Genomic DNA, 23,139 nt, shown 5'->3' with positions numbered 1-23,139 from the left:
CAAACCGAAGGTCTGCGACTGCGGGTGTTCAGAGCTCTATAAAAAAAGTGAGAAAAATTTCAGAGTCTAGACTCTGTTTTCGATCTCGTATTTGATCTTTGTCAGGAACTCTTCCGGCGTCATCGTCACCGTCTTTCCATCGCGGGTGCGGATCGAAACGGTGTGATCCTCCAGCTCCTTCTCGCCGATGATGATCATATACGGGACGCGTTCGGTATAGTGCGCCTGCCGGATCATATACCCGATCTTTTCATTCCGGTTGTCGAGTTCGCAGCGGATCTTCGCATCCTTCAGCATCGCATAGATCTCCTCTGCGTAACTTTCGCTCTTCTTTGTAACGAGAAGGACCTTTGCCTGCATCGGCGCGAGCCAGACCGGGAACCTGCCGGCGAAATGCTCCGTCAGGATGCCGATGAACCGCTCGATCGAACCGAAACAGACCCGGTGGATCATGATCGGCCGCTGTCTGTCATCGTTCTCATCCACATAGGAAAGATCGAAGTTGATCGGCATTTGGAAATCCAGCTGGATCGTGCCGCACTGCCAGGTCCGGCCGAGACAGTCCTTTAAGTGGAAATCGATCTTCGGACCGTAGAATGCTCCGTCTCCTTCGTTGATCGTGTAGGGAAGCTTCAGCTGGTCGAGTGCATCCTTCAGACCGTTGGTCGCCGCTTCCCAGTCCTCATCGCTGCCCATACTGTTTTCCGGGCGGGTGGAGAGTTCGAGGAAATACTCGAAGCCGAACTTTGTGTAGACCTCGTTGATGAGCCGGACAACGCCTGCGATCTCGTCGGCGATCTGGTCCTTCCTCATGAAGATGTGGGCATCGTCCTGCGTGAAGCAGCGGACACGGAAGAGTCCCTGCAGCGTGCCTCTCAGCTCATGGCGGTGAACGAGTCCGAGCTCGGCGAGGCGCATCGGAAGTTCCCGATAACTGTGCGGCTCGTTTGCATAGACCATCACGCCGCCCGGACAGTTCATCGGTTTTATGCAGTAATCCTCGTCATCGATCTTCGTTCCATACATATTGTCCTTGTAATGATCCCAGTGCCCGCTGGTTTCCCAGAGACAGCGGTTCATGATCAGCGGTGTCGAGATCTCCTGATACCCGTTCTCTGCATGAAGTTCACGCCAGTAATTGAGCAGAGCATTCCTCACGATCATCCCGTTCGGCAGGAAGAACGGGAATCCCGGACCCTCGTCGGAGAACATGAAGAGCTTCATATCTTTTCCGATCTTGCGGTGGTCGCGGCGTTCCGCCTCCTCCTGCAGTTTGAGGAAATCCTCAAGCTCTTTTCCGCTCGAAAACGCGGTGCCGTTGATCCTCGTCAGCATTTTGTTTTTGCTGTCGTTTTTCCAGTATGCGCCGGACAGTCCGGTGAGTTTGAAGGCTTTGAGGGTCTTGGTATAGGTGAGGTGCGGGCCGGTGCACATATCGATGTATTCGCCCTGTTCATAGAAACTCAGCGGCACGTTTTCGTCCAGGTCGGCGATGTGCTCGACTTTGTACGGCTCGTTTCGTTCCGTCATGAGTTTGACCGCTTCATCACGGGTGAGGATGAACGGTTTTACCGGCAGGTTGGCCTTGATGATCTCCCGCATCTCCTGTTCGATCGCGGCAAGGTCACTGTCGGAGAGTTTTGTGTCGCCGAGGTCTACGTCATAATAGAAGCCCTTTTCGGTCGCCGGACCGTAGCCGAACGCTGCGTGCGGGTAGAGGCGTTTGACCGCCTGGGCCAGCACGTGGGCTGCAGTATGACGTATTACGTGGAGTTCTTCTTCTTTTTGACACTCGCCGATTGTTCCGTCGCTGTAAATAACTTTCATGTATTCCTTCCTTTCCTCGTATTTTCCAACTCTATTTACGGCATTCAGATATGGTTCTGCCGGGCTTTTTCCCGGGTACGGTCATATCTAAATATTCTTTACAGGTTTGGTTTTGCAAGGCATATGTATTTCGGTACAGGAAAGGTCTGAAGTGAGTTTCCTGGGGGAGGGTCCGCGGTCTCCGGCAGAAAAACGTATGTTTATCATTTCTCCAATACCATTTCTGGATATGTCGGAACTCAGTAAGAAGGAGTCGATGGATCAGTATATGCAGGCCGCGTATGAGGAGGCGCTCGCCGGGCGAAGCGAGGGCGGGATCCCGATCGGGGCCGTTATCGTTCGAAACGGAGAGATCGTTGCCCGGGGTCATAACCAAAGGATCCAGAAAGGCGATCCGATCCTGCACGGGGAGATGGATGCTCTTACGAACGCCGGCCGCCGTTCCGCTTCATTCTATAGAGAATGCACGCTGTACACCACCCTTTCTCCGTGTATCATGTGTTCCGGCGCGATCGTCCTGTACGGGATCCCGGAAGTCGTTATCGGTGAGGATGTGAATTATCCGGGCGAGGTCGATTTTTTGCGTTCACGGGGCGTGAAGGTCACGATCCTGAATGATCCGGAGCTGATTGGTATGATGAAGGAGTATGTCGAGGAGAATCCTGCTGTCTGGAATGAGGATATCTCAGTAGAGCTCTGAGATATGGTTGAGATGGTTTACCGGTTTGACCGCACATGCCTGTTTGTCGACTTGTCAGATACTTGTCGAATCGTTTGACAACACAACAAACCTCATATCATCCTTTAAATCCAAAAATACCTTTAATTATAATAATAATTATTATATTTTACTATTTTACGCAAAAGAGAGAGAAAGGCCCGCAGTGTCTCTCTCCCGGCAAACCTGACCATCCGTTCCTCTCTCTTTCCACACCTTTGTCAAATGGGGCAAATTGACAAATACTAAAATCAAACTGAGAATGTTGCTTCGATTGCCAAAATACGCCCGCAGACACTTGACAACCCGTTTGTCAACAACTCGCTCTTTTCGGCAAGTCCGCCTCCCTCCTTTCCAGCCTGCCTTTTTGGCAAAGCTCTTTGGTCCTCCCTGTCCGGAAAATCCAACGATCTGTAAGGAGACCTGCGTATATCTTAGATCAAAAAAGAGGATCCGGGGATCCCTTGCTGACTCCTCAGCGGTTTTACCGGCGTCGTGCACCAAGGCAGGCGGCAGCTCCGAATAGGCCGATGATGCCTCCTGCCAACGGAACCGGGCTCGATGCAGCCGAGCCGTCGGTGAGACCCGCCAGATATCCGTCAGCAGAACCGGTCAAAAAACTCCAGCCGGCCAGGACCGCACTGCCGGACGAGGTCTTTGCGACCGCGTTGAACTGACCGGGAACCTCTTCAGGATACACGATATCCAGTAATGCTCCGGACGGGGTAAGGGTCATCCATAATGGCGAATTCCATCCGGTGCCGGCGATCAGATACTCATCTCCAAGTTTTGCAACGCCGTACGGGACCGCGCCGCGCAGTTCTTTTTCCCAGACGACCTTACCGTCGGAAGTGACCATCGATGCCCAGATTATACCAAACGCAGTTGAGAGATTATACGGAGCAGCCGTGCCGGCAACGAAGTATCCGCCGTCTTCTCCTTCACAGAGAGCATATGCGGTACTTCCGGGACCGTAGTATTCTGTCTGCAGGCTGTCGGTTTTTATAACCGTGTTCCAGACCACCGTTCCGCCGTCTTTTATCTGCATGATCCATGCCTCGCTGCTGGTGGAAGACGTATTGGAAGTTGCTCCGCCGACAAGAACATAGGCTCCGTCATCATTCTTCATCATGGAAACCGGGATCCTGCCCTCCGGAAGGGACAGCTGATCGTTTGCAGGTGTGCCGTCGCTCAACAGAAAACTCTGGGTAAATCCGGTGTCGGTCTCCCAGAACCAGCCGGCAAATTTGATCGTACTGCCGGATACCACAACAGGCTGAACACCTGCGCCGATACCGGGCAGCGGAAGTTCATACATGATCGTTCCCGTCTGATCAGCACGGCAAAGATAAGTGTCGGTTCCAAGAGCTGTGACATAGACACAGCCCCCGTCTGACAGGAGCGTGATCGACCGGAATTCAGAACCGGTGACATTGGCCGACCAGAGCTCTTTTCCTTTGGCATCGGTCTTTATCAAAGATAAAACGCCGTCATGGAGGATACCAAGATAATACCCTCCGTCGCCGGTACCTGACACGGCCATGATGTCAGTGTACAGATCACCAATATGATACGTCTGATTCAGATTTTCGGTGACCGCCGCCTGACCTGCGCCAGAGAAGAGAACAGCCGCAAGAAGGAGGAGGAGAACCGCATGTATTCGTCGGGACATAGAAGTATATTTCACGTTCCTTGTTAGTATCTTTTGTCGTTCTCCCTGACACACACCCCCCTCATTAATGATAATAGAGAACAAACCTTAACTCCGCGTGAAAGCAGAATTCGACGGAACCCAGGTAATCGCCCCATCCGAAGCCCTCTCCCTTTATGAGCAGAGCGGCTACGGCCGGCCGGACAAATCAGGAACCCTCCGTCTCGATCCCAAAGAGGCCCTCTATCTGATGGCACGGGGAAAAATCGAGATCCCCGGCCTCTCATTTGACGAACTCCTTGCGGAATGTGCAAAAACACCTGGCTTTTTACGAAACTTCGTTGTCTACCGGGACATCAGGGAACGCGGCTACGTGGTGACCACCGGGCCTCAGGACTTCCGTGTCTTTCCCCGGGGCCTTCGACCCGGAAAAGGTCAGTCCAGATATCTGATGCGCGTGCTCTCGGAAAGAGATATGGTCGACCTTGCGGCGATCATCAGCGATGCGGTCACCTCGGCAAACATGCGCAAACAGTTTGTCCTGGCAGTATTGGACGACGAGCATGAACTCACGTATTATGAGATCAGGATCGGGAAGCCGAAAGCCGATGAACGGTTAGAGCTCCCTGCATTGATCCATGCTAAGATCGCCGGGATCCCCTCATACGTGACTGAGGATGGAAGCGGTATCACCGAGACACTGAAAACTCTCTGGCTCGGCACGATGCTGGACGGGGTCAGACTTTTCCTTTCACCTCTGGAAACCGCGTGGCTTCTGGAAACCGGACATCTTAAAACGGAACCTTCCATGACCGCTGAAGAATACATCAGCCTCGCGGCGTCAGCCGACGGCGAGTTCATGGACAAACTCACCCTGTACCGGTACCTGAAGGGTCTCGGATTTTTCCCGCGGTCAGGGTACAAGTATGGTCACCACTTCCGCGTGTACACCCAAAGCGGCAAACACTCCGAGATGCTGGCCCACGCGGTACCTTTGGAGACGCTCATGTCGATGAGTACGATCTCAAGGTCGGTACGTCTCGCTCACAGCGTACGGAAAAAAATGCTGTTTGCTTCCATCTCCGGAACAGAGATCACCGAAGTCGAATTCGCCAGAATGAAAATGTGATGTGAAAATATATGGCAGAACAAATAAACCCCTGGTCAAGCGCCCCGAAAGTCGACATCAACCGGCTCTTTGAAGAGTTCGGGATCGAATCGTTTGCTGCCCAGAAACCACTCCTAAAAGATCAGCCGGTCTTTATCAGAAGAGATATCGTCGCCGGCCACCGCGGATACGAGGCGATATCCGAAGCAATACGAATGAAAAAACCGTTCCATGTCCTGACCGGATTCATGCCCTCAGGTCATCCGCACTTTGGGCACCTGATGGTGATGAAAGAGGTCGTCTGGCACATCGATCAGGGCGGACGCGGGTTCATTTCGATGGCGGACAGAGAAGCCCACGCGGTTCGAGGCCTCTCATGGGACGTCTGTGACAAATACGCCCGGGAATATATGGAGTGCCTCTATGCACTCGGATTCAAAGGAGAGATCTACTCCCAGCGGAAAAATAATCTCCTCAAAGATCTTGCATTCGAAGCGGCGACGAAGATAAACTTCTCCGAACTCTCGGCAATATACGGATTTGGTCCGGATACAGAGTTGGCACACGCGATGAGTGTCGCGATGCAAGTGGGAGATATCCTCTACCCGCAGCTTGTCGGGGGAGCAGCCCCTACGATCGTTCCGGTCGGGATCGATCAGGATCCGCATATCAGACTGACCCGCGATGTCACCAAAGCCCTGCGGATGTTCCTTGTCGAAGACAGAGGTTCGCATATCAGCATCCGGGCGAAAAAAGCGACGCCGGAGGCAATAGATGCGGTCGCAAAACGCTTCAAGGGAGCGAAAAAATACGAAGGACACATCGATCTTCCGGCAGGACACAACGCGGCCGAGGTCGATGAGATCGTCCGGTCCATCGAGCAGGAGTTCGGCGGATTTGGATTCATGCTGCCTTCTTCGACGTATCACAGTTTCCTGCAGGGTCTGCAGGGCGGAAAGATGTCCTCATCGGTCCCGGAAAGTCTTGTCTGGTTCGATGACACGGAAAAGGATGCAAAGAAAAAGATCATGGGCGCTCTCACAGGCGGCAGACAGACCCTTGAAGAGCAGAAAAAACTCGGCGGCGAGCCGGAGAAGTGCTCGATCTATCAGCTGAACAAATTCCATATGCAGGAAGACGATAAGGAGCTCGCAAAGATGTGCGAAGCCTGCAAAGCAGGTGAGCTGATGTGCGGGACCTGTAAGAAGGAAACACTGGAACGTGTTCTCACCTTCCTCAAAGAATTCAAAGAAAAACGTGATGAAGTATCTCACATGGCGGAGTGGTAATGTATGGATCTTACAATAAATGAAAAACGGGTTCTTGCAGCCCTGACCGGCTCCGGGCCGACGAACGCGGAGGCTCTCGCAGAAAAGATGGACGCTGCGCTTGAATCGGTGATCCAGTGGGCCCATCTCTGCGCGGACAAGGGTCTTGTGACCCTCGAAAAAACCGTCACCGAACAGGCAAAACTCACAGAGGAAGGAGAGAAATATGCGAAAGAGGGACTGCCGGAACGACAGATCCTTGCAGGCATAGACGGCTCCATTCCGCTTGCCGAGCTGACCAAGAATCCTCTTTCCAAAATCGCGATCGGCTGGCTGAGAAAGAAGAACTGGGTCACGATCAAAGACGGTATCGTTTTCGTTAACGAAAATACCGCCGTCGGCGAGGACGAACTGGCGCTGAAAAACCCGGTTCCCGGTACACCGGCCTGTAAAGAACTCGTAAAACGCGGACTCGCCGAGATCGTGGAAAATACCGAATGGAAGATCGCGCTGACGCCGGAAGGCGAAAAAATCGCCAAAGGCGGTCTTGATCTGCGTGAAGAGGTAGCTACCCTCACCCGCGAACAGATCCTTTCGGGCGAGTGGAAGAGTCTGCCGCTTCGAAAATACAGCATCGCAAAGCTCCCGAAAAAGATCTTCGGAGGCCGGATCCACCCGAACCAGCAGATCCTCGATGAGATCCGCGATCTCCTCTTCGAGATGGGATTCACCGAGTTCCACGGATCGATCGTCCAGAACTCATTCTGGAACTTTGATTCGCTGTACCAGCCGCAGGATCACCCGGCACGTGAGATGCAGGATACGTTCCATCTCGCCGAGGAACTGCCGCTCCCGGACGGATGGGAAAAGATCAGAGATATCCACAAGTTCGGCGGAGACACCGGTTCGACCGGCTGGGGCGGGGAGTGGAGCCCGGAGGTTGGAAAGAAGTGTGTTCTGAGAACCCACTCCACCTCGCTTTCGATCCAGTACCTTGCCGAGCACCCGAACCCGCCGCTGAAGGCGTTCTCGATCTCCCGTGTCTACCGCAGGGAGACGATCGATCCGACCCATCTGCCTGAGTTCGAACAGCTGGAAGGTATCGTGATGGACAAGGATCTGCACTTCGGCCACCTGCTCGGGTTCTTTAAGGAGTTCTTCGGCAGGATGGGATTCGAAGAAGTCAGGTTCCGTCCGGGCTACTTCCCCTACACCGAGCCGTCGGTCGAACCTGAGGTATGGGTCGACGGGCTCGGCTGGGTCGAGCTTGGCGGAGCCGGTATTTTCCGAAAGGAAGTTACTGCTCCCTGGGGAATCGACTGCCCGGTCCTCGCCTGGGGACTCGGGGTTTCCCGTGTCTCCATGCTCAGAATGGGTCTCAAAGACCTGCGTCAGCTGTATAAGAGCGATATTGACTGGATACGCGCAAGCCCGGTAAGGAGGTGCTGAAGATGCCGATCGTAAAACTCAACAATGCATATCTGACCCGCCTGACGGGTACTGATATCGAAAGGATCCGTGCGAGCCTCCCCATGATGGGATCCGAGGTGGAACGCGAGGAGGAGGAGCAGACTGATGTCCAGTTCTTCCCGAACCGTCCTGATCTGTACAGCGCTGAAGGCACGGCGCGTGCTCTCCGGGGATATCTCGGCATAGAAACGGGTCTGCCGAAGTATGAAGTGAAGCCGTCAGGCATTTCTTTCTCAGTCGATCCGAAGCTTGCAAATATCCGCCCGTATCTTGGATCGGCGGTCATCAGAAATGTCCATATGGACAATGCGATGATCGAATCCCTGATGGGTCTGCAGGAGTCTCTTCACTGGGCAGTCGGCCGCGGCCGCAAAAAGGTGGCGATCGGCGTGCACGATCTCGACCGGATCGAAGCACCGTTCTCGTACATCGCAGCGGACCGTAAGACAAAATTCGTGCCGCTCGATTACGAGAGGGAAATGACGATGGAAGAGATCCTTCTCGAGCATCCGAAAGGAAAAGCCTACGCAAAGATCGTTGAGGAGTTCGAAAGGTTCCCGCTGATCACCGATGCAAAGGGCAGGGTCTGTTCCTTCCCGCCGATCATCAACGGGGAACTGACGAGAGTTACGGAAAACACGCACAACATCCTTCTGGATGTCACGGGCATCGAGCCGCGTGCCGTCGGCGTTGCAGTGAAAATCCTCTGCGCCGCATTCGTCGAGATGGGCGCTTCAGTCGAGTCAGTAAACATCGACGGTGTCGTCTCGCCCGACCTCAGTCCTGACAAGCGGATCGTTTCCGTCTCCGCATGCAGTAAACTGACCGGCATTCCGATGACCGCTCCGCAGATGACCGAACTTCTTATGAAGATGAGGTTTGGCGCCGAGGTTATCGATGAGGACAGGGTCGCCGTCGAGATACCCTGTTATCGTGCCGACATCATGCATGATCATGATGTGTATGAAGATGCGGCAATTGCCTTCGGGTATGATAAGATCGAGACGAGTCTGCCGCCGAGTTTCACTGTAGGAAAGCCGCACCCGGTGCAGAAACTCTACAGCCTTGTCAGAAATATCATGGTCGGGCTGTCGTATATCGAGAACACGCCGTTCACCCTTACGAGCGGGGAACTCTCCTACAAGATGATGCACAGACCGGAAAACCCGGCGGCGCTCCATGTTCTTCACCCGATCAGCGAAGACCAGACGATCATCAGGACCGACATCCTGCCGCTTCTGATGGAGTCGCTCTCGATCAACCGTTCACGCGAACTTCCCCAGAGGATCTTTGCCTGCGGGGATGTGGTGGAGGATCTGGTCACCTCCCCGAAGATGGCAGCGGCTTCTATCCATACGGCTGCGGACTTCTCGGAGATATACGCCGTAATGGATGCATTCTCGCAGATGATGTCGATCGAATACGAGGTCCGGGAGTCGTCGGATGATGCGTTCATTCCCGGAAGACGCGGCGATATTTACGTCTCCGGAGAGAAGGTCGGCGTTTTTGGCGAGATCAATCCGGATGTTCTTGTCGGGTTCGGACTCGAACATCAGGCAGTTGCTTTTGAGATGGACCTGAGAGGGTTTGTCGAAGGAAAGTGAGCTTCTGCGGAATTTTTTTCATCTTTTTTTCTCAAAGGAGTTACGCGGCGGGATATCCTGTTTTCCTGGACCCCTATCTGGTTCCGGATACGATTTACAGCTGTCAAAGTCAGGCACTGACCTCATTACTTACTCTGATATAGTATGGAGCGATCGGCATTATGAACATATTTGCTAAAAACAGGGTTCAAAAATCAGGTCTGAGTTATAATATTTGTTATTGAGGACCTTACCAGTTACATAACTAATATATACTTATCCCCACAACGATAGTACGTTGGTGCGCCGGTTTCCAAAATAAGGAGATCTATTGCATCATTTTTGGAGAATGTGAATAGTTTATGGACCATATCGAAGAAAAGAACAGAAACAATCTCTTCCTGATGGACAATACCGCCAATCCTGCACCATTCGGTCTTTGTGCATTTGGGACGACCACGATTCTGCTCAGTCTCCACAATGCCGGAATAACTGATCTGACAAGTCCCATCATCGCGATGGCGCTGTTCTATGGCGGACTTGCCCAGCTCATCGTTGGCATCATGGAGTGGAAGAAGAACAATACCTTCGGGATGGTCACCTTCGGGAGCTTCGGGCTCTTCTGGATATCCTTTGCGGCCATCTCGATTCTGCCGGCGCTTGGTCTTGCAGCGGCACCAACCGCAGTGGATCTCGCAGCATTTCTCTCCGTCTGGGGTCTTTTGATTTTCGGGCTGTTTATCTGCACTCTGAAGATGCACCGGCTCCTGCAGGTCACCTTCGCAGCGGTCCTCCTTCTGGTGGTGCTGCTTGTGGCTGCAAACCTGACCGGTATTCACCTGATCCATACCCTGGCAGGCGTAACCGGTATCGTGGCAGGCGCCCTTGCGCTCTATATGGGTGTCGGAGCCATCATCAATGACGTCTTCGGCCGCCGGGTACTCCCGGTTTAACCAATTCCTTTTTTTTCTCCCGGAAGCGGACGCAGATCACTTCGTTCAGGACGATGCGATTCTTCGTGACGGCATTTACTCGCGAATGTTTCGAACTTGCTCAGCTGAGGTCGTCCGCGTCCAACCCGCCCACTCGCAAAGCTTCACTTTGCTCAGCTAAGGTCGTCGACTTGTTCACAAACCTTCGGTTTGCTCTCCGCTTCAGGCTTACAGCCCTCGCTTGTTCTCCGACCCGCCAACTAAAATCACGAAAAGGGGGACAGGGGCGGAAGGATTAGGTTGGTGTGTGAGATTCGGTAAGGGTAAGGTTGGGTGTGGAAACATGAGATGAAAAAAACCGCGTTCGCAAATCAGAGATTTGCTCTCCGACTCGCTTCGCTCGCTTGAATCGGCGCGAATCCAATTCGGGAAGGGTAAGGTCGGGTGTGGAAACATGAGAAAGCCCACCGCGAATAATCGCGAATCTCCGCGAATCGCATTTTCCTTACGCTGTCTTCTTGTCCTCGTCGTTTCACTCCTCGGCCGCGTTCCTACGCTGCGCCTCATCGGCTCCGCGTGGCCGGAACGTCAGCGTGGAAAATGCTGGAAAACCCGCGTCGCGGGTTTTCTCGGAAATAAAAAACTCATAGTTCTTGAAAAATCAGGAATAACGAATGCTCTTTAAGAAAACCCGCGACGCGGGTTTTCCAGCATTTTTCGTTCCGCCGTCCCGGTCACGCGGAGCCGATGAGGCGCAGCGTAGGGACGCGACCGAAGGTCAAGAGGGCGGAACAGGAAAAATGCGATTCGCGGAGATTCGCGATTATTCGCGGTGGGATTCTCATGTGTCCACACTCAGCAAACCTCTTTCCGAATTGGGCCCGGGATGTCAGGGTCGTCTTTGGGATGATCTCTCACAACGAAATTTTCTTCATTTTTCCATTCGCAAATAGGTGTTTCGATTCCAAAATCACCCTCCGCCGATCAATTTTGACCATTTTTTAATGATGATTTTTCGTGGGTAAAAATCAAAATCGGCAGGATTCGGCGTATTTTCTCCTTCATGCAGTCATAGTATATAAATCAATAGGGAGGCGCCTGGAAAAAACGATACCCCCGGAATAACTACCTACCTAGTGCGTTACTAATTTATATAGTAGTAATTTTCATTTTGGTTTTTTTCTTTCCTTCTCTCTCTCTCTCTCTCTCTTCTGTACTGTACATAAAATAATAATAATAAGAGACCAGGCGCCTAAAAAAAAAGTGATTGATGAGAGTTTTTTCTTCCGCTCTAGGTCACTACCTAGGTAGGTAGTCTGTCGGGGGTCATCGTTTTTTTCAGGCGCCTGTGTGTTAGTATATATAGTCTTAATGTTTTGCCGGAGAAATCGGCAGGATTCGGCGTATTTTCTGTTTGAGGTGTGGTATTTTGGGGTCGGGAGAGGAGTATTTTTGATCGGAGGAGGGTGATTTTCGAATCGAAATGGTGGTTTTCGAGTGGAACCCGGATGGTTTTGGGGTTTGACTGGGTGGTTTTTTGGAGTGGAAATGGTGGTTTTCGAGTGCGGGTTGGGCGCGAAACGCGGACGACCTCAGCGGAGGCCGCCCCTTCAGGGCAGCCAACGTAACTCCGGAAGTCCCTCCCGCGACGCTCAACTCATAATTTATTTACTTATATAAGACAAACCATATACAACTATGAAACATCTACGAATACTTCTGATTTTCCTGCTGGCCCTTGCCGTATTTTCAGGATCTGCTCTTGGCTGGACCCCGGTGACCATCACCGACGACTCCGGCTTTGCATCCATAATAGAGACTCATCCTGAGACGATCGTCTCACTCGCCCCGACAAACACGGAAATTATTTTTGCTCTCGGGCTCGGTGGCAAGGTCGTAGGCGTCACCGAATACTGTAATTATCCGGCACAAGCCCTGGCAATACAAAAGATCGGCGGATATGCTACCGTAAATATCGAGAAGATCGTTGCGGCAGATCCGGATATTATCTTTGCCAACCCCAAAAACGGGCAGGAGAACATCGATTCTCTCCGCCAGCTCGGCTACACGGTCATCGTTATCCAGTCAGACAGTGTTGACGGAACATATGATGCGATCCGGATGATCGGGGCCTGTACCGGTACGACCTCCGAGGCAGAGTCTATAATATCTGACATGCAGATCCGGATCCGGGCAATAACCGATAAACTTCAAGGTGTTACAGAAAATCCCACGGTCATGCACGCGATGAGTGTTGAGTCCTTCTGGGTTTCCGGTTCGAACACATTCCAGAACGAACTGATCACGCTCGCCGGCGGCACGAATGCCTTTGCCGACGTGAAAGGCTGGGGCACGATCACGCTCGAAAAACTGCTCACGACCGATCCGGAGATCATTCTGGTTGATTCAGGTTCAAAAATGGGGGAGAGCGGTGAAAATACCATTCAGAAAGCATTCCTGACAGACCCCCAGCTCAGCGGTATCACTGCAGTGAAGAACAAGGCCGTTTATGTTATGGATTCTGACACCTTCGATCGCGGAGGCCCCAGGATCGTTATCTCCTTAGAGCAGCTTGCCCAGATCCTTCATCCGGAGATCTTCGGCGAGTATAATGAACCAGGATCGACCGCGGCTTCACCCGGATTTGGTGTGTTCCTGATCATCGCCGGAATCGTCGGCGGTCTCTTCATCTGCAGACGGGATTGAACAGAGATCGATTATTACATATTTATTTTTCTTAACGCAAACAACATATACACAATTATGCTTCGCCACCCCGTCCTTCTCCTCCCTGTGCTCCTCATCGTCCTGTTGATAAGCATCGTCATTACCACCTGCATAGGGATATCGGGGTTATCCATCCTCACCTTTGACTCGGAGATGATCCGAAAACTGATCTTTGAAGTCAGGCTCCCGCGCGTGATCGGGGCTCTGCTGGTGGGAGGGGGGCTTGCCGCCGCCGGCTGCGTGATGCAGGGACTTTTCAGAAACCCGATGGCAGACCCCTATATCATCGGGACTTCGACCGGCGGCGCTCTTGGAGCGGCCTGTGCGATCGTTTTTCTCGGCGGATTATTCATGCCGCTCTTTGCCTTTATCGGAGCCGCCGCGTCAACGGTCACCGTGTATATAATCTCGCAGAGAAACGGACGGATGGCGGTCGAGACCCTGTTGTTGTCAGGGATCGCGGTTTCGCTTTTCCTTTCCGCGATGCTTTCTTTTATCATGTACATGTCAGGAAACAGTCTTCACCAGATCATGTTCTGGATGATGGGCGGGTTCTGGAACATCTACTGGGACGATGTGGGACTCGCTCTCCTCATTCCGGCGGCGGCTGTCATCCTCTACATCTTTTCCCGGGATCTGAACGTTATGGCTCTTGGGGAGGAGGAGGCGATCCATCTTGGCGTCAACACGGAGAAAACCAAAAAGATCCTCCTTGTGGTCTCCACATTTATTACTGCCATCGCAGTTTCCGTTTCCGGATGTATCGGGTTCGTCGGGCTCATCATCCCCCACATTATGCGGATCTTTACCGGACCGGATCACCGGGTCCTTCTTCCGGCATCTGTGCTTGCAGGATCCATTCTTCTCATATGGGCAGACACATTCGCGAGAACCCTTCCCGTTGAGATCCCGGTCGGGATCATCACCGCATTCCTTGGAGCTCCGTTCTTCATTTACCTGCTCCGCCGGAGGACACGCGTATGACGCCTGCCATTTCTGCAGACAATATTTCGGTAAAATACGGTGACCGTCATGTTATCGAAAGGTTCTCTCTCGCCGTTGATCAGGGCGGATTCATCGGGATCCTCGGGCCGAACGGATGCGGAAAGACAACCTTTCTGCGGGCCCTGTCCAGGATCTTAAAACCGGATAAGGGCGCTGTTTTCATCGAAGGACTTGATGCGGAATCATTCGATTCACGCGCTCTCGCAAAAACGATCGGATGCGTAGGTCAGGAAACCGATGTGGCATTTCCGTTCACCGTACGGGAGATCGTGCTTATGGGCAGATATCCGCACATTGGAAAACTCGCCCCGTTATCGCCAAGCGATCTGGCTATAGCCAATGAAGCGATGAAAACTACAAACACGTTCCACCTCGCGGACCGGCTGATCACCGAGATCTCCGGAGGGGAACGTCAGCGCGTTCTGATCGCAAGAACGCTCACCCAGCAGCCGAAGATCCTCCTTCTGGACGAACCCACCTCCCATCTCGACATCAATCATCAGATAGAGATCATGGATCTTATCCGGGACCTTACGCCAAAGATCACGGTCATCGGCGTATTTCACGATCTGAATCTGGCATCATACTTCTGTGACCGGATCGTTTTGATGAAACAGGGAAAAATTCTCGCAGTCGGGACCCCCATGGAGGTCCTGACGCCGGAAAAGATCCGGGAGAGTTTTTCTGTCGGGATGATGGTATCGACCCATCCGCTTACCGGAAAACCGCATCTCATTCCGGAATACGGCGTTTTGCCGACGTCCGCCTCCACACACATCCATGTGATCTCCGGGGGCGGGACCGGGACCGAGGTCCTCTACACCCTGACTCTGAACGGTTTTACCGTATCGGCCGGGGTGCTCGCGGCAAACGATTCGGACTGTCTTGCGGCTGTGAAACTCGGGCTTGAGACGGCCATTGAACCGCCATTTGCTGTCGTGAGCGATGGGTCTGTCCAAAAACTGAAGACGATGCTTGCCAGAGCAGATAAGATCGTGGTCACCGGCATGCCGGTAGGATACGGCAATCTGGCAAATCTCCAGGCTCTCACCGGAGTCTCTGCACCGGTGTACCTTCTCGGAGAGGGTGAGGATTACACGGGCGGCGAAGCGACCCGTATTCGCAGAACCCTCATCGAGAACGGAGCAGTTATCGTACCCGGCATCACGGCCCTTATGAAGATACTGTACGCCGGCAATCCATGAACGACGCAGGCATCTGCCGGTGACGCGACCCTGATCCTTGAAGTTCTCAGACTGGAAGACGTCGCGCCAAGTATGGATTATCTGGCGTCACTCGGTTGTTAATTGGAATAGGACTTACGCGGTGTGGGTGTGGCTCCAATTCGGGAAGGGTATTACTGGGTGTGGAAGCATGAAGAAAAACCAACCGCGAATCGGCGCGAATCCCGCAAGCCGTTGGCTTGCTCAAAGAATCGGATTTGCTGATCCTCACTCTCGCAATCCAGCTTCGCTGTCTTGCTCGTCCCTTCATCGGGAGCGGGTTGGACGCGGAACGCGGACGACCTTAGCGTAGCAAATCTTTAGATTTGCGGGACCGTTCGGGCAAATCCTGTCGGCGCCCCAGCGCCTCCCGTGAGGGAGAGATGTATTGATCAGTCCTATATATGGAAAATGGCCATTTACTGACAATCTATATATGAAATCGAGAGGTAAATTACCATTGCGAGCCGCTGGGGCGGCGACAGGATTTGCCCGAACGGTCTCGCAAATCTAACGATTTGCTCAGCTGAGGTCGTCGACTTCGTCGCCAACCCGCTCCCGATGAAGGGACGAGCCGTCGTGTTGATAGCGGGTTGGACGCTGAAAGCGGACAACCTTAGCGGAGGCGGATCGACGGCGCAGCCGGCGATCTTAGCTGAGCAAACAGAATGTTTGCGAGCAAGGCTTTGCCTTGCGAGAGACTTGCGAGAGTGAGGATCAGCAAATCCGATTCGCCTCGCCAGAAGGGCGGATTCAAGCGAGGGTCGAAAACCCGAAGCGGAGAGCAAAGCGAAGCTTTGCGGTTCGCGCCGATTCAAGCGAGCGAAGCGAGTCGGAGAGCAAATCTCTGATTTGCGAACGCGGTTGATTTTTTCTCATGTTTCAAAAGATATCCCATACACGAACTCGAAGACATCTCATAAGTACATCAGTTTATTTCGGTTGAGAATAACACCGCGTAACTCCTATTGGAAAACTGAAGAGTAGAATTGGCCGCAGTTTTATTCTCTTTCTCTGCTGAATGCGCACGCCGGCCTTTCATGGAAAAGCATAACGCAAACTCATTTAACCGCATCGAACCTACAAATATATACTGTATCTACTGGAGGTTTACCCATGCTAGAAAACGAATATCAGCTTGAATACTTTAAAGAAAACGGATTCGTCCGCAAAATCTGTAAAAAATGCGGCAGTGCATTCTGGACCCTCGACCCAAACCGGGAGATCTGCGGGGATGCACCGTGTGAACCTTATCAGTTCATTGGAAATCCGATTTTCAAAAAACACAGTCTTACGGAAATGCGGGAGGCATACCTCTCCTTCTTCGAGAGGCATGGCCACACGAGGATCAACAGATACCCGGTAGCCGCACGATGGCGTGACGACATCTATCTTACCATTGCCTCCATCGCAGACTTCCAGCCGTTCGTAACGAGCGGCGTATGCCCCCCGCCGGCAAACCCGCTGACGATCTCCCAGCCCTGCATACGACTGAACGATCTTGACAACGTGGGCCGATCCGGCAGACACTTCACCTGTTTTGAGATGATGGCTCACCATGCCTTCAACACCGACGAAAAACCGATCTACTGGAAGGACCGCTGTCTTGAACTCTGCAGCGGATTTGTCGAGTCTCTCGGCGGCAACATATTCGATCTCACCTACAAAGAAAACCCGTGGTTCGGCGGAGGAAATGCCGGAGCAAGCGTCGAGGTCTTAATGGGTGGCCTCGAAGTTGCCACACTCGTTTTCATGAACCTTTCCCGGAAAAACTCAGGCAAACCACCGGTCAGTATCGACGGCAAAGACTACTACGAGATGCCGCTTCGGATCGTCGATACAGGATACGGACTGGAACGATTTACCTGGGCATCCTGCGGCACACCGACCGCTTACGACGCGGTTTTCCCGGAGATGATCCCGCGTATCCTCACCTCGGCAGGAATGGAGGATCGTCTGGAGAATCCCGAGGTCGAGCGCATTTTAGGATTGAACGCAAAGTTTGCCGGCCTCATGGATATCCGCGGCGAAAAGATCCGCGACCTCAGACAGCAGGTGGCCGACGCAACGAACATCTCGCTTGCAAAACTCGAAGAGATCATCGTTCCGATGGAAAGCGTGTATGCGCTCTGTGATCACACCAGATGCCTTGCCTATATGCTCGGCGACTTAATCGTCCCGTCCAATGTCCGTGAAGGATATCTTGCCCGTCTCGTTCTCCGGCGCAGCATAAGGATGATGCAGGACTTAAAGCTCGACGAGGATCTCGGCGATCTTGTGGTTTCCCAGATGAAAACGATCGGTCTTACCAACTTTGAGCAGGATGAGGCAATCGTCAGACACATCATCAACCGTGAGGTCGAGAAGTACGATACGACCATCGAACGCGGGACCCGGACGGTTCAGCGGGTAGGTCAGAATTATGTCAAGAAGAACGAACCGGTCCCGCTCACCGAACTGATCACGCTGTATGATTCACACGGCATTCCGGTCGATCTGATGGGAAAGATCCTGAAAGAGACCGGCGCCGCGTTCGAGATCCCGGACGACTTCGACTCGCAGATCGCGGACATGCACTCCGAAAACGAGACGGAAAAACCGGTCTCGCCGCTCGCGAAGTACGCTGACCGGATCGCCAAGATCCCGGAGACGCGCAAGAGCTTCTATGAACGGCCTGCCGATATGGAGTTCGATGCAACGGTCCTGGATATCTTTGACAACTATGTTGTGCTGGACGCTACCCTGTTCTATCCCGAAGGAGGAGGCCAGCCTTCCGATACCGGCATGCTTGTGACGAAGTCGACGATGGTCCGTGTTGACGAGGTCGTCAAATCGGAAAACGTCATCCTTCATAAAGTTCGTGAGAACACCCTGAAGCGCGGCGACAGAGTAAAAGGCGTCCTTGATGAAGACCGTCGGTGGGCGCTTATGCGTCACCACTCGGCGACCCATATGCTCCTTCGCGCCGCAAAGGAGGTCCTTGGCCCGCATGTTCATCAGGCAGGATCGCAGCTCTCGACCGATGTCGCACGCCTGGATGTCCGGCACTATACCCACATCACGCCTGAGGAGCTGAAACAGATCGAAACTATCGCCAATCGTCTGGTGATGGAGAATCTCCCCGCAATGGTGAAGATCGAAAACAGGGTGAAGGCGGAACAGAAGTTCGGATTTGCCCTGTATCAGGGTGGCGTTCCGCCGGGAAAAGACATCCGCGTTGTCCAGATGGGAGCAGAGGTCCAGGCATGCGCCGGAACACACTGTCAGTGTACCGGTGAGATCGGGCCGATCAAGATCCTGAAACTGGAACATATCCAGGACGGTGTCGAACGTATCGAGTTTGCGGCAGGGTTTGCAGCGCTTGATGCGATGCAGCATATCCAGAATCTGCTGAATACGTCCGCAGACACTCTGTCTGTTCAGACGGAAAATCTCCCGGGTTCTGTAGAGCGGTTCTTCACCGAGTGGAAAGAACAGCGTAAAGAGATCGAAAAACTTCGGGCAAAGATCGCCGAACTCGAGCTTTCCCGGATCGAAGGGATCGACATTAGCGGTGTCGAGGTCGTTATCAAACAGATCGATGTCTCCAGAAAGGAACTCGTCACGGTCGCAGGAAAGATCGCCGAGCGGGGAGGCGTGGCTCTTTTGATCACGACCGCAGACGGTCTTGGCGTTGTTGCCTCGTCAGGAAACGGCAGGATCTATGCCGGCAAACTGGTCGGCGAAGTCTGTGCTGAACTTGGCGGAAAAGGCGGAGGTAAGGAAAATCTCGCCCAGGGAGCGGGAACAGATCCTTCAGCAGTCGGAAAAGCGCTTCTCAAGGCCGAATCAGTAATTCGCACCGCGTTAGAGTCATAACTACCATTTTTTTCGCAGTTTAGGAGAGGGTTATTACCCCTCGCGTCCATACTGTTAGTGTATCTATCATGCAGGAAGAGAACGTTATTGTGCTGGAACATGGATCCCTTGAAGCACAGAAAGTTGCCAAGGTGATGGCGTCTCCCACATCCGCGGATCTACTTAACGCACTCACCGGCAATCCGCAAAGTGCCACTGCTCTTGCCGAGCGTACCAGTCTGCCCCTGACAACGGTAAAATATCATCTGGAAAATATGCTTTCAGCAGGGCTGGTCGAGATCTCCAATACCCGGTGGAGTCAGAAGGGACGTGAGATGAAGATCTATGCGGTCAAAGATCAGGTCGTTGTGTTCGCTCCGCGAAAGACCGTCGATGTCAAAGGTATCGTCGAGAGATACGGAACCATGGCTGGTGTTATCGCGATCGGGTGTTCTCTCGTTATCGCTATTCCCCAGACGATGAATCAGGTGATCGGAACACGATATCTGATGAAAACAAGTGATACGGCGGAGCTATTAGCCGTCCAGGCGTCCGGCAGTTCTCTGGCGGAGGGGGTTTCGTTTATGCCGCTGATCCATAACGTCGCACAGGGATTTTTGGTCATATCTCTGGCGGTTTTGGCACTGATGATGGCCTATGAAATGTATAAGGTCAGAAAAAACGGATAAACCCGAACCTTCTTTTTTCTCACAAAAAATTATAAAAAAAATACCAATCTTAAAGATTGGTACGATAGTTGGGTGCTTCGTCGGTGATCAGAATATCATGCGGGTGGGATTCCTTGAGTCCTGCGGAGGTGATCTTCACGAAACGTGCGTTTTTCCGCATGCTCTCGATATCCTTGCTTCCGGAGTATCCCATCGCGGATTTGAGCCCCCCGATCGTCTGATAGATGACATCAGTCACAGAACCGACATACGGGGTTGCCCCTTCCACGCCCTCAGGCACATATTTTGTTGAACCGATCCCTTTCTTTTGGAAGTACCGGTCGCTTGAGTTCCCTGAGGTCATGACGCCAAGAGACCCCATGCCGCGGTACTGTTTGTATCTTCTGCCTTTGACGATGATCGTCTTGCCAGGCGCCTCATCGGTCCCGGCAAACATGCTTCCCATCATTACTGACGAAGCGCCCGCAACGATTGCTTTGGCCACATCGCCGCTGTATTTGACACCGCCGTCAGCGATGACCGGAACGCCTGCGGGATCTGCGACATCACATACATTTGCAATAGCAGATATTTGCGGAACGCCGACACCGGCAACGATACGTGTCGTGCAGATCGAGCCGGGGCCGATACCGACTTTGATGCCGTCAACGAAGTCTGCAAGTTCCCCGGCAGCCTTTGAGGTCGCGATATTTCCGGCGACTACATCACAGGAGACGGAACCTTTGATATCTTTCACTCCCTGGACCACATGCATATTATGTCCGTGCGCACAGTCCACAACGATCGCATCGACGCCAGCGTCAGAGAGCTGAAGTGCACGGTTCATATCGAAAGGTCCGACGGCGGCAGCTACCCGGAGTTTTCCGTTCCTGTCACGGTTGGCTTTCGGATACTGCTGTTTTTCCAGAAGATCCTGCATCGTGATGATCCCGGTCAGTCTGCCTTTGTCATCGACGACCGGAAGACGCTCGACCTTTTTCGTGTACATCATGTTGATGGCGTCGTCTGCTGTGACATCGTCTTTCACCGTGATCGGTTTACGCGTCATGATTGTCTCAACCGTTTCGGTTCCGATTTTATTGACCAGACCGCGAACATCACGGCGTGAGACGATACCGAGAAGTTTTCCGTGAGGGCCGACCACCGGAACGCCGCCGATCGAGTAACGGTCCATGAGATTTGCAACTAGAGCAATGGTCGTGTCAGGGGTCACGTATCTGACATCACGTTCGATGACATTGTCAGCTGATTTAACGCGGGTGACGAAGGCGACCTCTTCTTCCGGCGTACAGTTTCTATGCAGAACGCCGATACCTCCGGCGCGTGCCATCGCTATTGCCATTTCTGCTTCGGTGACTGTATCCATCGCCGCACTCACCAGAGGGATGGAGAGGGAAATATTTTTAGAAAATCTGGATCGAACGTCCACATCATTTGGCTCTATCCAGGATTCTGCCGGTTCAATCAGCACATCATCGAAGGTGAGTGCTGTAGGGATGTTGAGTTTTTCTCCAAACATGTTGTTTACCTAACCATCTGAATCGCTTTTTTCACGAGTTCTTCCTGAACCATCGTCGATCTGTCTCCGCCGCAGACCATCCCGCGGACGCCGATGATCTCCGGATCGATCTCTTTGAGAACCGGAATGTCAGCAAACTTCAGAGATCCTGCAAGGGCAGTCCCGATGCCCAGAGATCGGTTCAGATCGGTGAATTCAGAAAGAACCGTCTTGTCCATAAACTCGAACGTGCTTTTGCCGTCTTTCATACCGGTATCGATCATAGAGAAATCAGCGCCGCACTCTGCTGCGAGCGGTGAGATGTCAAAAGGACTGATCGCGCCGAGTCGTTCAAAGTCTGAGTAACCGGCGATGACGACGGTCTTTTCCGGGAACGGCTCTTTGACAGCACGGACGACCCCTTCAATGACTTCCTTTGCGGCCTGTTTATCACTGAACATCAGACCGATCTTGACAAAATCAGCTCCGGCGCATGCAGCGCCGTATGCAGCAAGTGAAGCGTTTCCCGGAGTCGGGCGGTAATCGCCGATCGCCGCAGAAACGGGAGTTGAACCGGCCATACGTTTGATCTCGCGGATGACCCACGGAAAATTAGCGCCAAGCGATCCTTCTGCAGGACGCTTGACATCAATAATGTCAGCATCAAGGCAGTACTTTGCCTCGTCTATTGAGCTTGGGCTGACTAAGAGTTTCATGTATATTATGTGGAGGTTCGGGTTAATAGGGGTTGCGTCTGAGTCGGCGCAGAACCCTCAGATTCACCGGATTAATCGTGAAGATGCATGCCGGCGCGACGAACCGCGAGTTCTTCTTCGACCATGCTGAAATCAACATCAGCTGCTTTCAGGGCAACCATCAGATGGAAGATCAGATCGGCCGCTTCTCCGACGGTTTTTTCCGAAACACCGTTTTTTGCGGCGAGAATGAATTCAACGGCCTCTTCGCCGACTTTCTCAAGGGATTTATCGATTCCCTTTTCATGAAAAAGGAGATGGCGGACATATGACTTATCGGTGCCGGAAGAGACCGCACGTTCACAGATCACCTGCCATAACTCATCAAACACTTTTGCATCGGTCATACGTTTCCTCTGTTCGGTATAAGGATATCTCCAACCTCTTTCCCATAAAACCTTCTGACCAGGATCCGGGCTTTTTCGATCGTTGAACCGCCTTTTCCAATAGCAAGGCCGAAATCTCCCCGTTCGGGAACCGTGACCATGACCGGCTCGTCACGCTCACCGAATGAAACGGAAGCGACCTCAGCCGGTTTGAACATATTTGCTATGAAAACCTCGCGGTCCTCATCGAACTCGACCATCTCGATCCTTTTGCCGAGAACACGGGACATCTTTTTAATGTTGTCGCCGCCTTTTCCGATCGCTATCCCCATATCACCCTGACGGATGACATAGATGATCCGCTCGAACCGGTCATCGATGATACAGTCGATCGCGGTCGATTTCGTCAGGATGCGGAGCTCTTCGATATATCGTCGTTCTTTGAATCCGAGGGTCCGGTCAAGTTCATGCATTTCATCTATCGGCATGGCGGACCCCGGTTTTTCTGTTTTTGATTTGGAA

Annotated in this window: 18 protein-coding genes; 12 read left to right on the top strand and 6 right to left on the bottom strand. The window is 52.8% G+C overall.

The features are described 5' to 3' along the window. Positions 1 to 66 precede the first annotated feature (66 nt). Positions 67 to 1,827, bottom strand: coding sequence for a threonine--tRNA ligase (gene thrS / locus H575_RS05635; protein WP_042699222.1), 1,761 nt, complete (start codon positions 1,825 to 1,827; stop codon positions 67 to 69). A 229-nt stretch (positions 1,828 to 2,056) separates the two neighbouring features. Here thrS and H575_RS05630 point away from each other — a divergent pair, with 229 nt between their 5' ends. After that, positions 2,057 to 2,527: a nucleoside deaminase gene (locus H575_RS05630; protein ID WP_245554497.1), complete on the top strand. Its 471-nt coding sequence runs from the start codon at positions 2,057 to 2,059 to the stop codon at positions 2,525 to 2,527. A 502-nt stretch (positions 2,528 to 3,029) separates the two neighbouring features. Here the strand turns inward: H575_RS05630 and H575_RS05620 are convergent. Beyond that, positions 3,030 to 4,217, bottom strand: a complete 1,188-nt coding sequence (locus tag H575_RS05620) for a PQQ-binding-like beta-propeller repeat protein (RefSeq protein ID WP_042699217.1) — start codon at positions 4,215 to 4,217, stop codon at positions 3,030 to 3,032. A 97-nt stretch (positions 4,218 to 4,314) separates the two neighbouring features. On the opposite strand from H575_RS05620, the gene endA reads away from it, so the two are divergent. The 11 genes from endA to H575_RS08955 all read left to right on the top strand — a co-directional run bounded on the left by endA (position 4,315) and on the right by H575_RS08955 (position 20,038). Further along, a complete protein-coding gene (gene endA / locus H575_RS05615; RefSeq protein ID WP_042699214.1) occupies positions 4,315 to 5,325 on the top strand; it encodes a tRNA-intron lyase in 1,011 nt (336 codons plus the stop codon). A gap of 11 nt (positions 5,326 to 5,336) precedes the next feature. Then, a complete protein-coding gene (locus H575_RS05610; RefSeq protein WP_042699211.1) occupies positions 5,337 to 6,593 on the top strand; it encodes a tryptophan--tRNA ligase in 1,257 nt (418 codons plus the stop codon). A 3-nt stretch (positions 6,594 to 6,596) separates the two neighbouring features. Beyond that, positions 6,597 to 8,021: a phenylalanine--tRNA ligase subunit alpha gene (gene pheS, locus H575_RS05605; protein ID WP_042699208.1), complete on the top strand. Its 1,425-nt coding sequence runs from the start codon at positions 6,597 to 6,599 to the stop codon at positions 8,019 to 8,021. A 2-nt stretch (positions 8,022 to 8,023) separates the two neighbouring features. Continuing rightward, entirely contained in the window at positions 8,024 to 9,646 is a 1,623-nt protein-coding gene (pheT, locus tag H575_RS05600) for a phenylalanine--tRNA ligase subunit beta (RefSeq protein WP_042699205.1), read from the top strand. 341 nt (positions 9,647 to 9,987) lie between these two features. Further along, entirely contained in the window at positions 9,988 to 10,578 is a 591-nt protein-coding gene (locus H575_RS05595; RefSeq protein ID WP_042699202.1) for an acetate uptake transporter, read from the top strand. Between the two features lie 433 nt (positions 10,579 to 11,011). Continuing rightward, positions 11,012 to 11,242: a hypothetical protein gene (locus H575_RS05590; protein ID WP_042699199.1), complete on the top strand. Its 231-nt coding sequence runs from the start codon at positions 11,012 to 11,014 to the stop codon at positions 11,240 to 11,242. A 1,013-nt stretch (positions 11,243 to 12,255) separates the two neighbouring features. Continuing rightward, a complete protein-coding gene (locus H575_RS05585; protein ID WP_052319982.1) occupies positions 12,256 to 13,263 on the top strand; it encodes an ABC transporter substrate-binding protein in 1,008 nt (335 codons plus the stop codon). A gap of 57 nt (positions 13,264 to 13,320) precedes the next feature. Further along, positions 13,321 to 14,268 (top strand): FecCD family ABC transporter permease, encoded by a 948-nt coding sequence (locus H575_RS05580; protein ID WP_042699197.1) that lies wholly within the window; start codon positions 13,321 to 13,323, stop codon positions 14,266 to 14,268. Further along, entirely contained in the window at positions 14,265 to 15,494 is a 1,230-nt protein-coding gene (locus H575_RS05575) for an ABC transporter ATP-binding protein (RefSeq protein WP_042699195.1), read from the top strand. The genes H575_RS05580 and H575_RS05575 overlap by 4 nt, the downstream gene beginning before the upstream one ends. Positions 15,495 to 16,628: 1,134 nt before the next feature. Continuing rightward, positions 16,629 to 19,370 (top strand): alanine--tRNA ligase, encoded by a 2,742-nt coding sequence (gene alaS / locus H575_RS05570; protein WP_042699192.1) that lies wholly within the window; start codon positions 16,629 to 16,631, stop codon positions 19,368 to 19,370. Between the two features lie 68 nt (positions 19,371 to 19,438). Continuing rightward, entirely contained in the window at positions 19,439 to 20,038 is a 600-nt protein-coding gene (locus H575_RS08955) for an ArsR/SmtB family transcription factor (RefSeq protein WP_052319981.1), read from the top strand. Between the two features lie 49 nt (positions 20,039 to 20,087). Here H575_RS08955 and guaB read toward each other — a convergent pair whose 3' ends face one another. The 4 genes from guaB to H575_RS05545 form a co-directional block, all read right to left on the bottom strand. Further along, entirely contained in the window at positions 20,088 to 21,557 is a 1,470-nt protein-coding gene (gene guaB / locus H575_RS05560; protein ID WP_042699190.1) for an IMP dehydrogenase, read from the bottom strand. Between the two features lie 5 nt (positions 21,558 to 21,562). Beyond that, positions 21,563 to 22,252 (bottom strand): (5-formylfuran-3-yl)methyl phosphate synthase, encoded by a 690-nt coding sequence (locus H575_RS05555; protein ID WP_042699188.1) that lies wholly within the window; start codon positions 22,250 to 22,252, stop codon positions 21,563 to 21,565. Between the two features lie 71 nt (positions 22,253 to 22,323). Beyond that, on the bottom strand, positions 22,324 to 22,638 hold the full coding sequence (gene hisE / locus H575_RS05550) for a phosphoribosyl-ATP diphosphatase (RefSeq protein ID WP_042699186.1): 315 nt from the start codon (positions 22,636 to 22,638) through the stop codon (positions 22,324 to 22,326). Beyond that, a complete protein-coding gene (locus H575_RS05545; protein ID WP_245241123.1) occupies positions 22,635 to 23,105 on the bottom strand; it encodes a NusA-like transcription termination signal-binding factor in 471 nt (156 codons plus the stop codon). Before H575_RS05545 ends, hisE begins: the two co-directional genes overlap by 4 nt. Positions 23,106 to 23,139 lie beyond the last annotated feature (34 nt).

This window comes from Methanocorpusculum bavaricum DSM 4179, from assembly GCF_000430905.1.
Lineage (GTDB): Archaea > Halobacteriota > Methanomicrobia > Methanomicrobiales > Methanocorpusculaceae > Methanocorpusculum > Methanocorpusculum parvum.
This window is presented reverse-complemented; position numbering and strand designations above follow the sequence as displayed.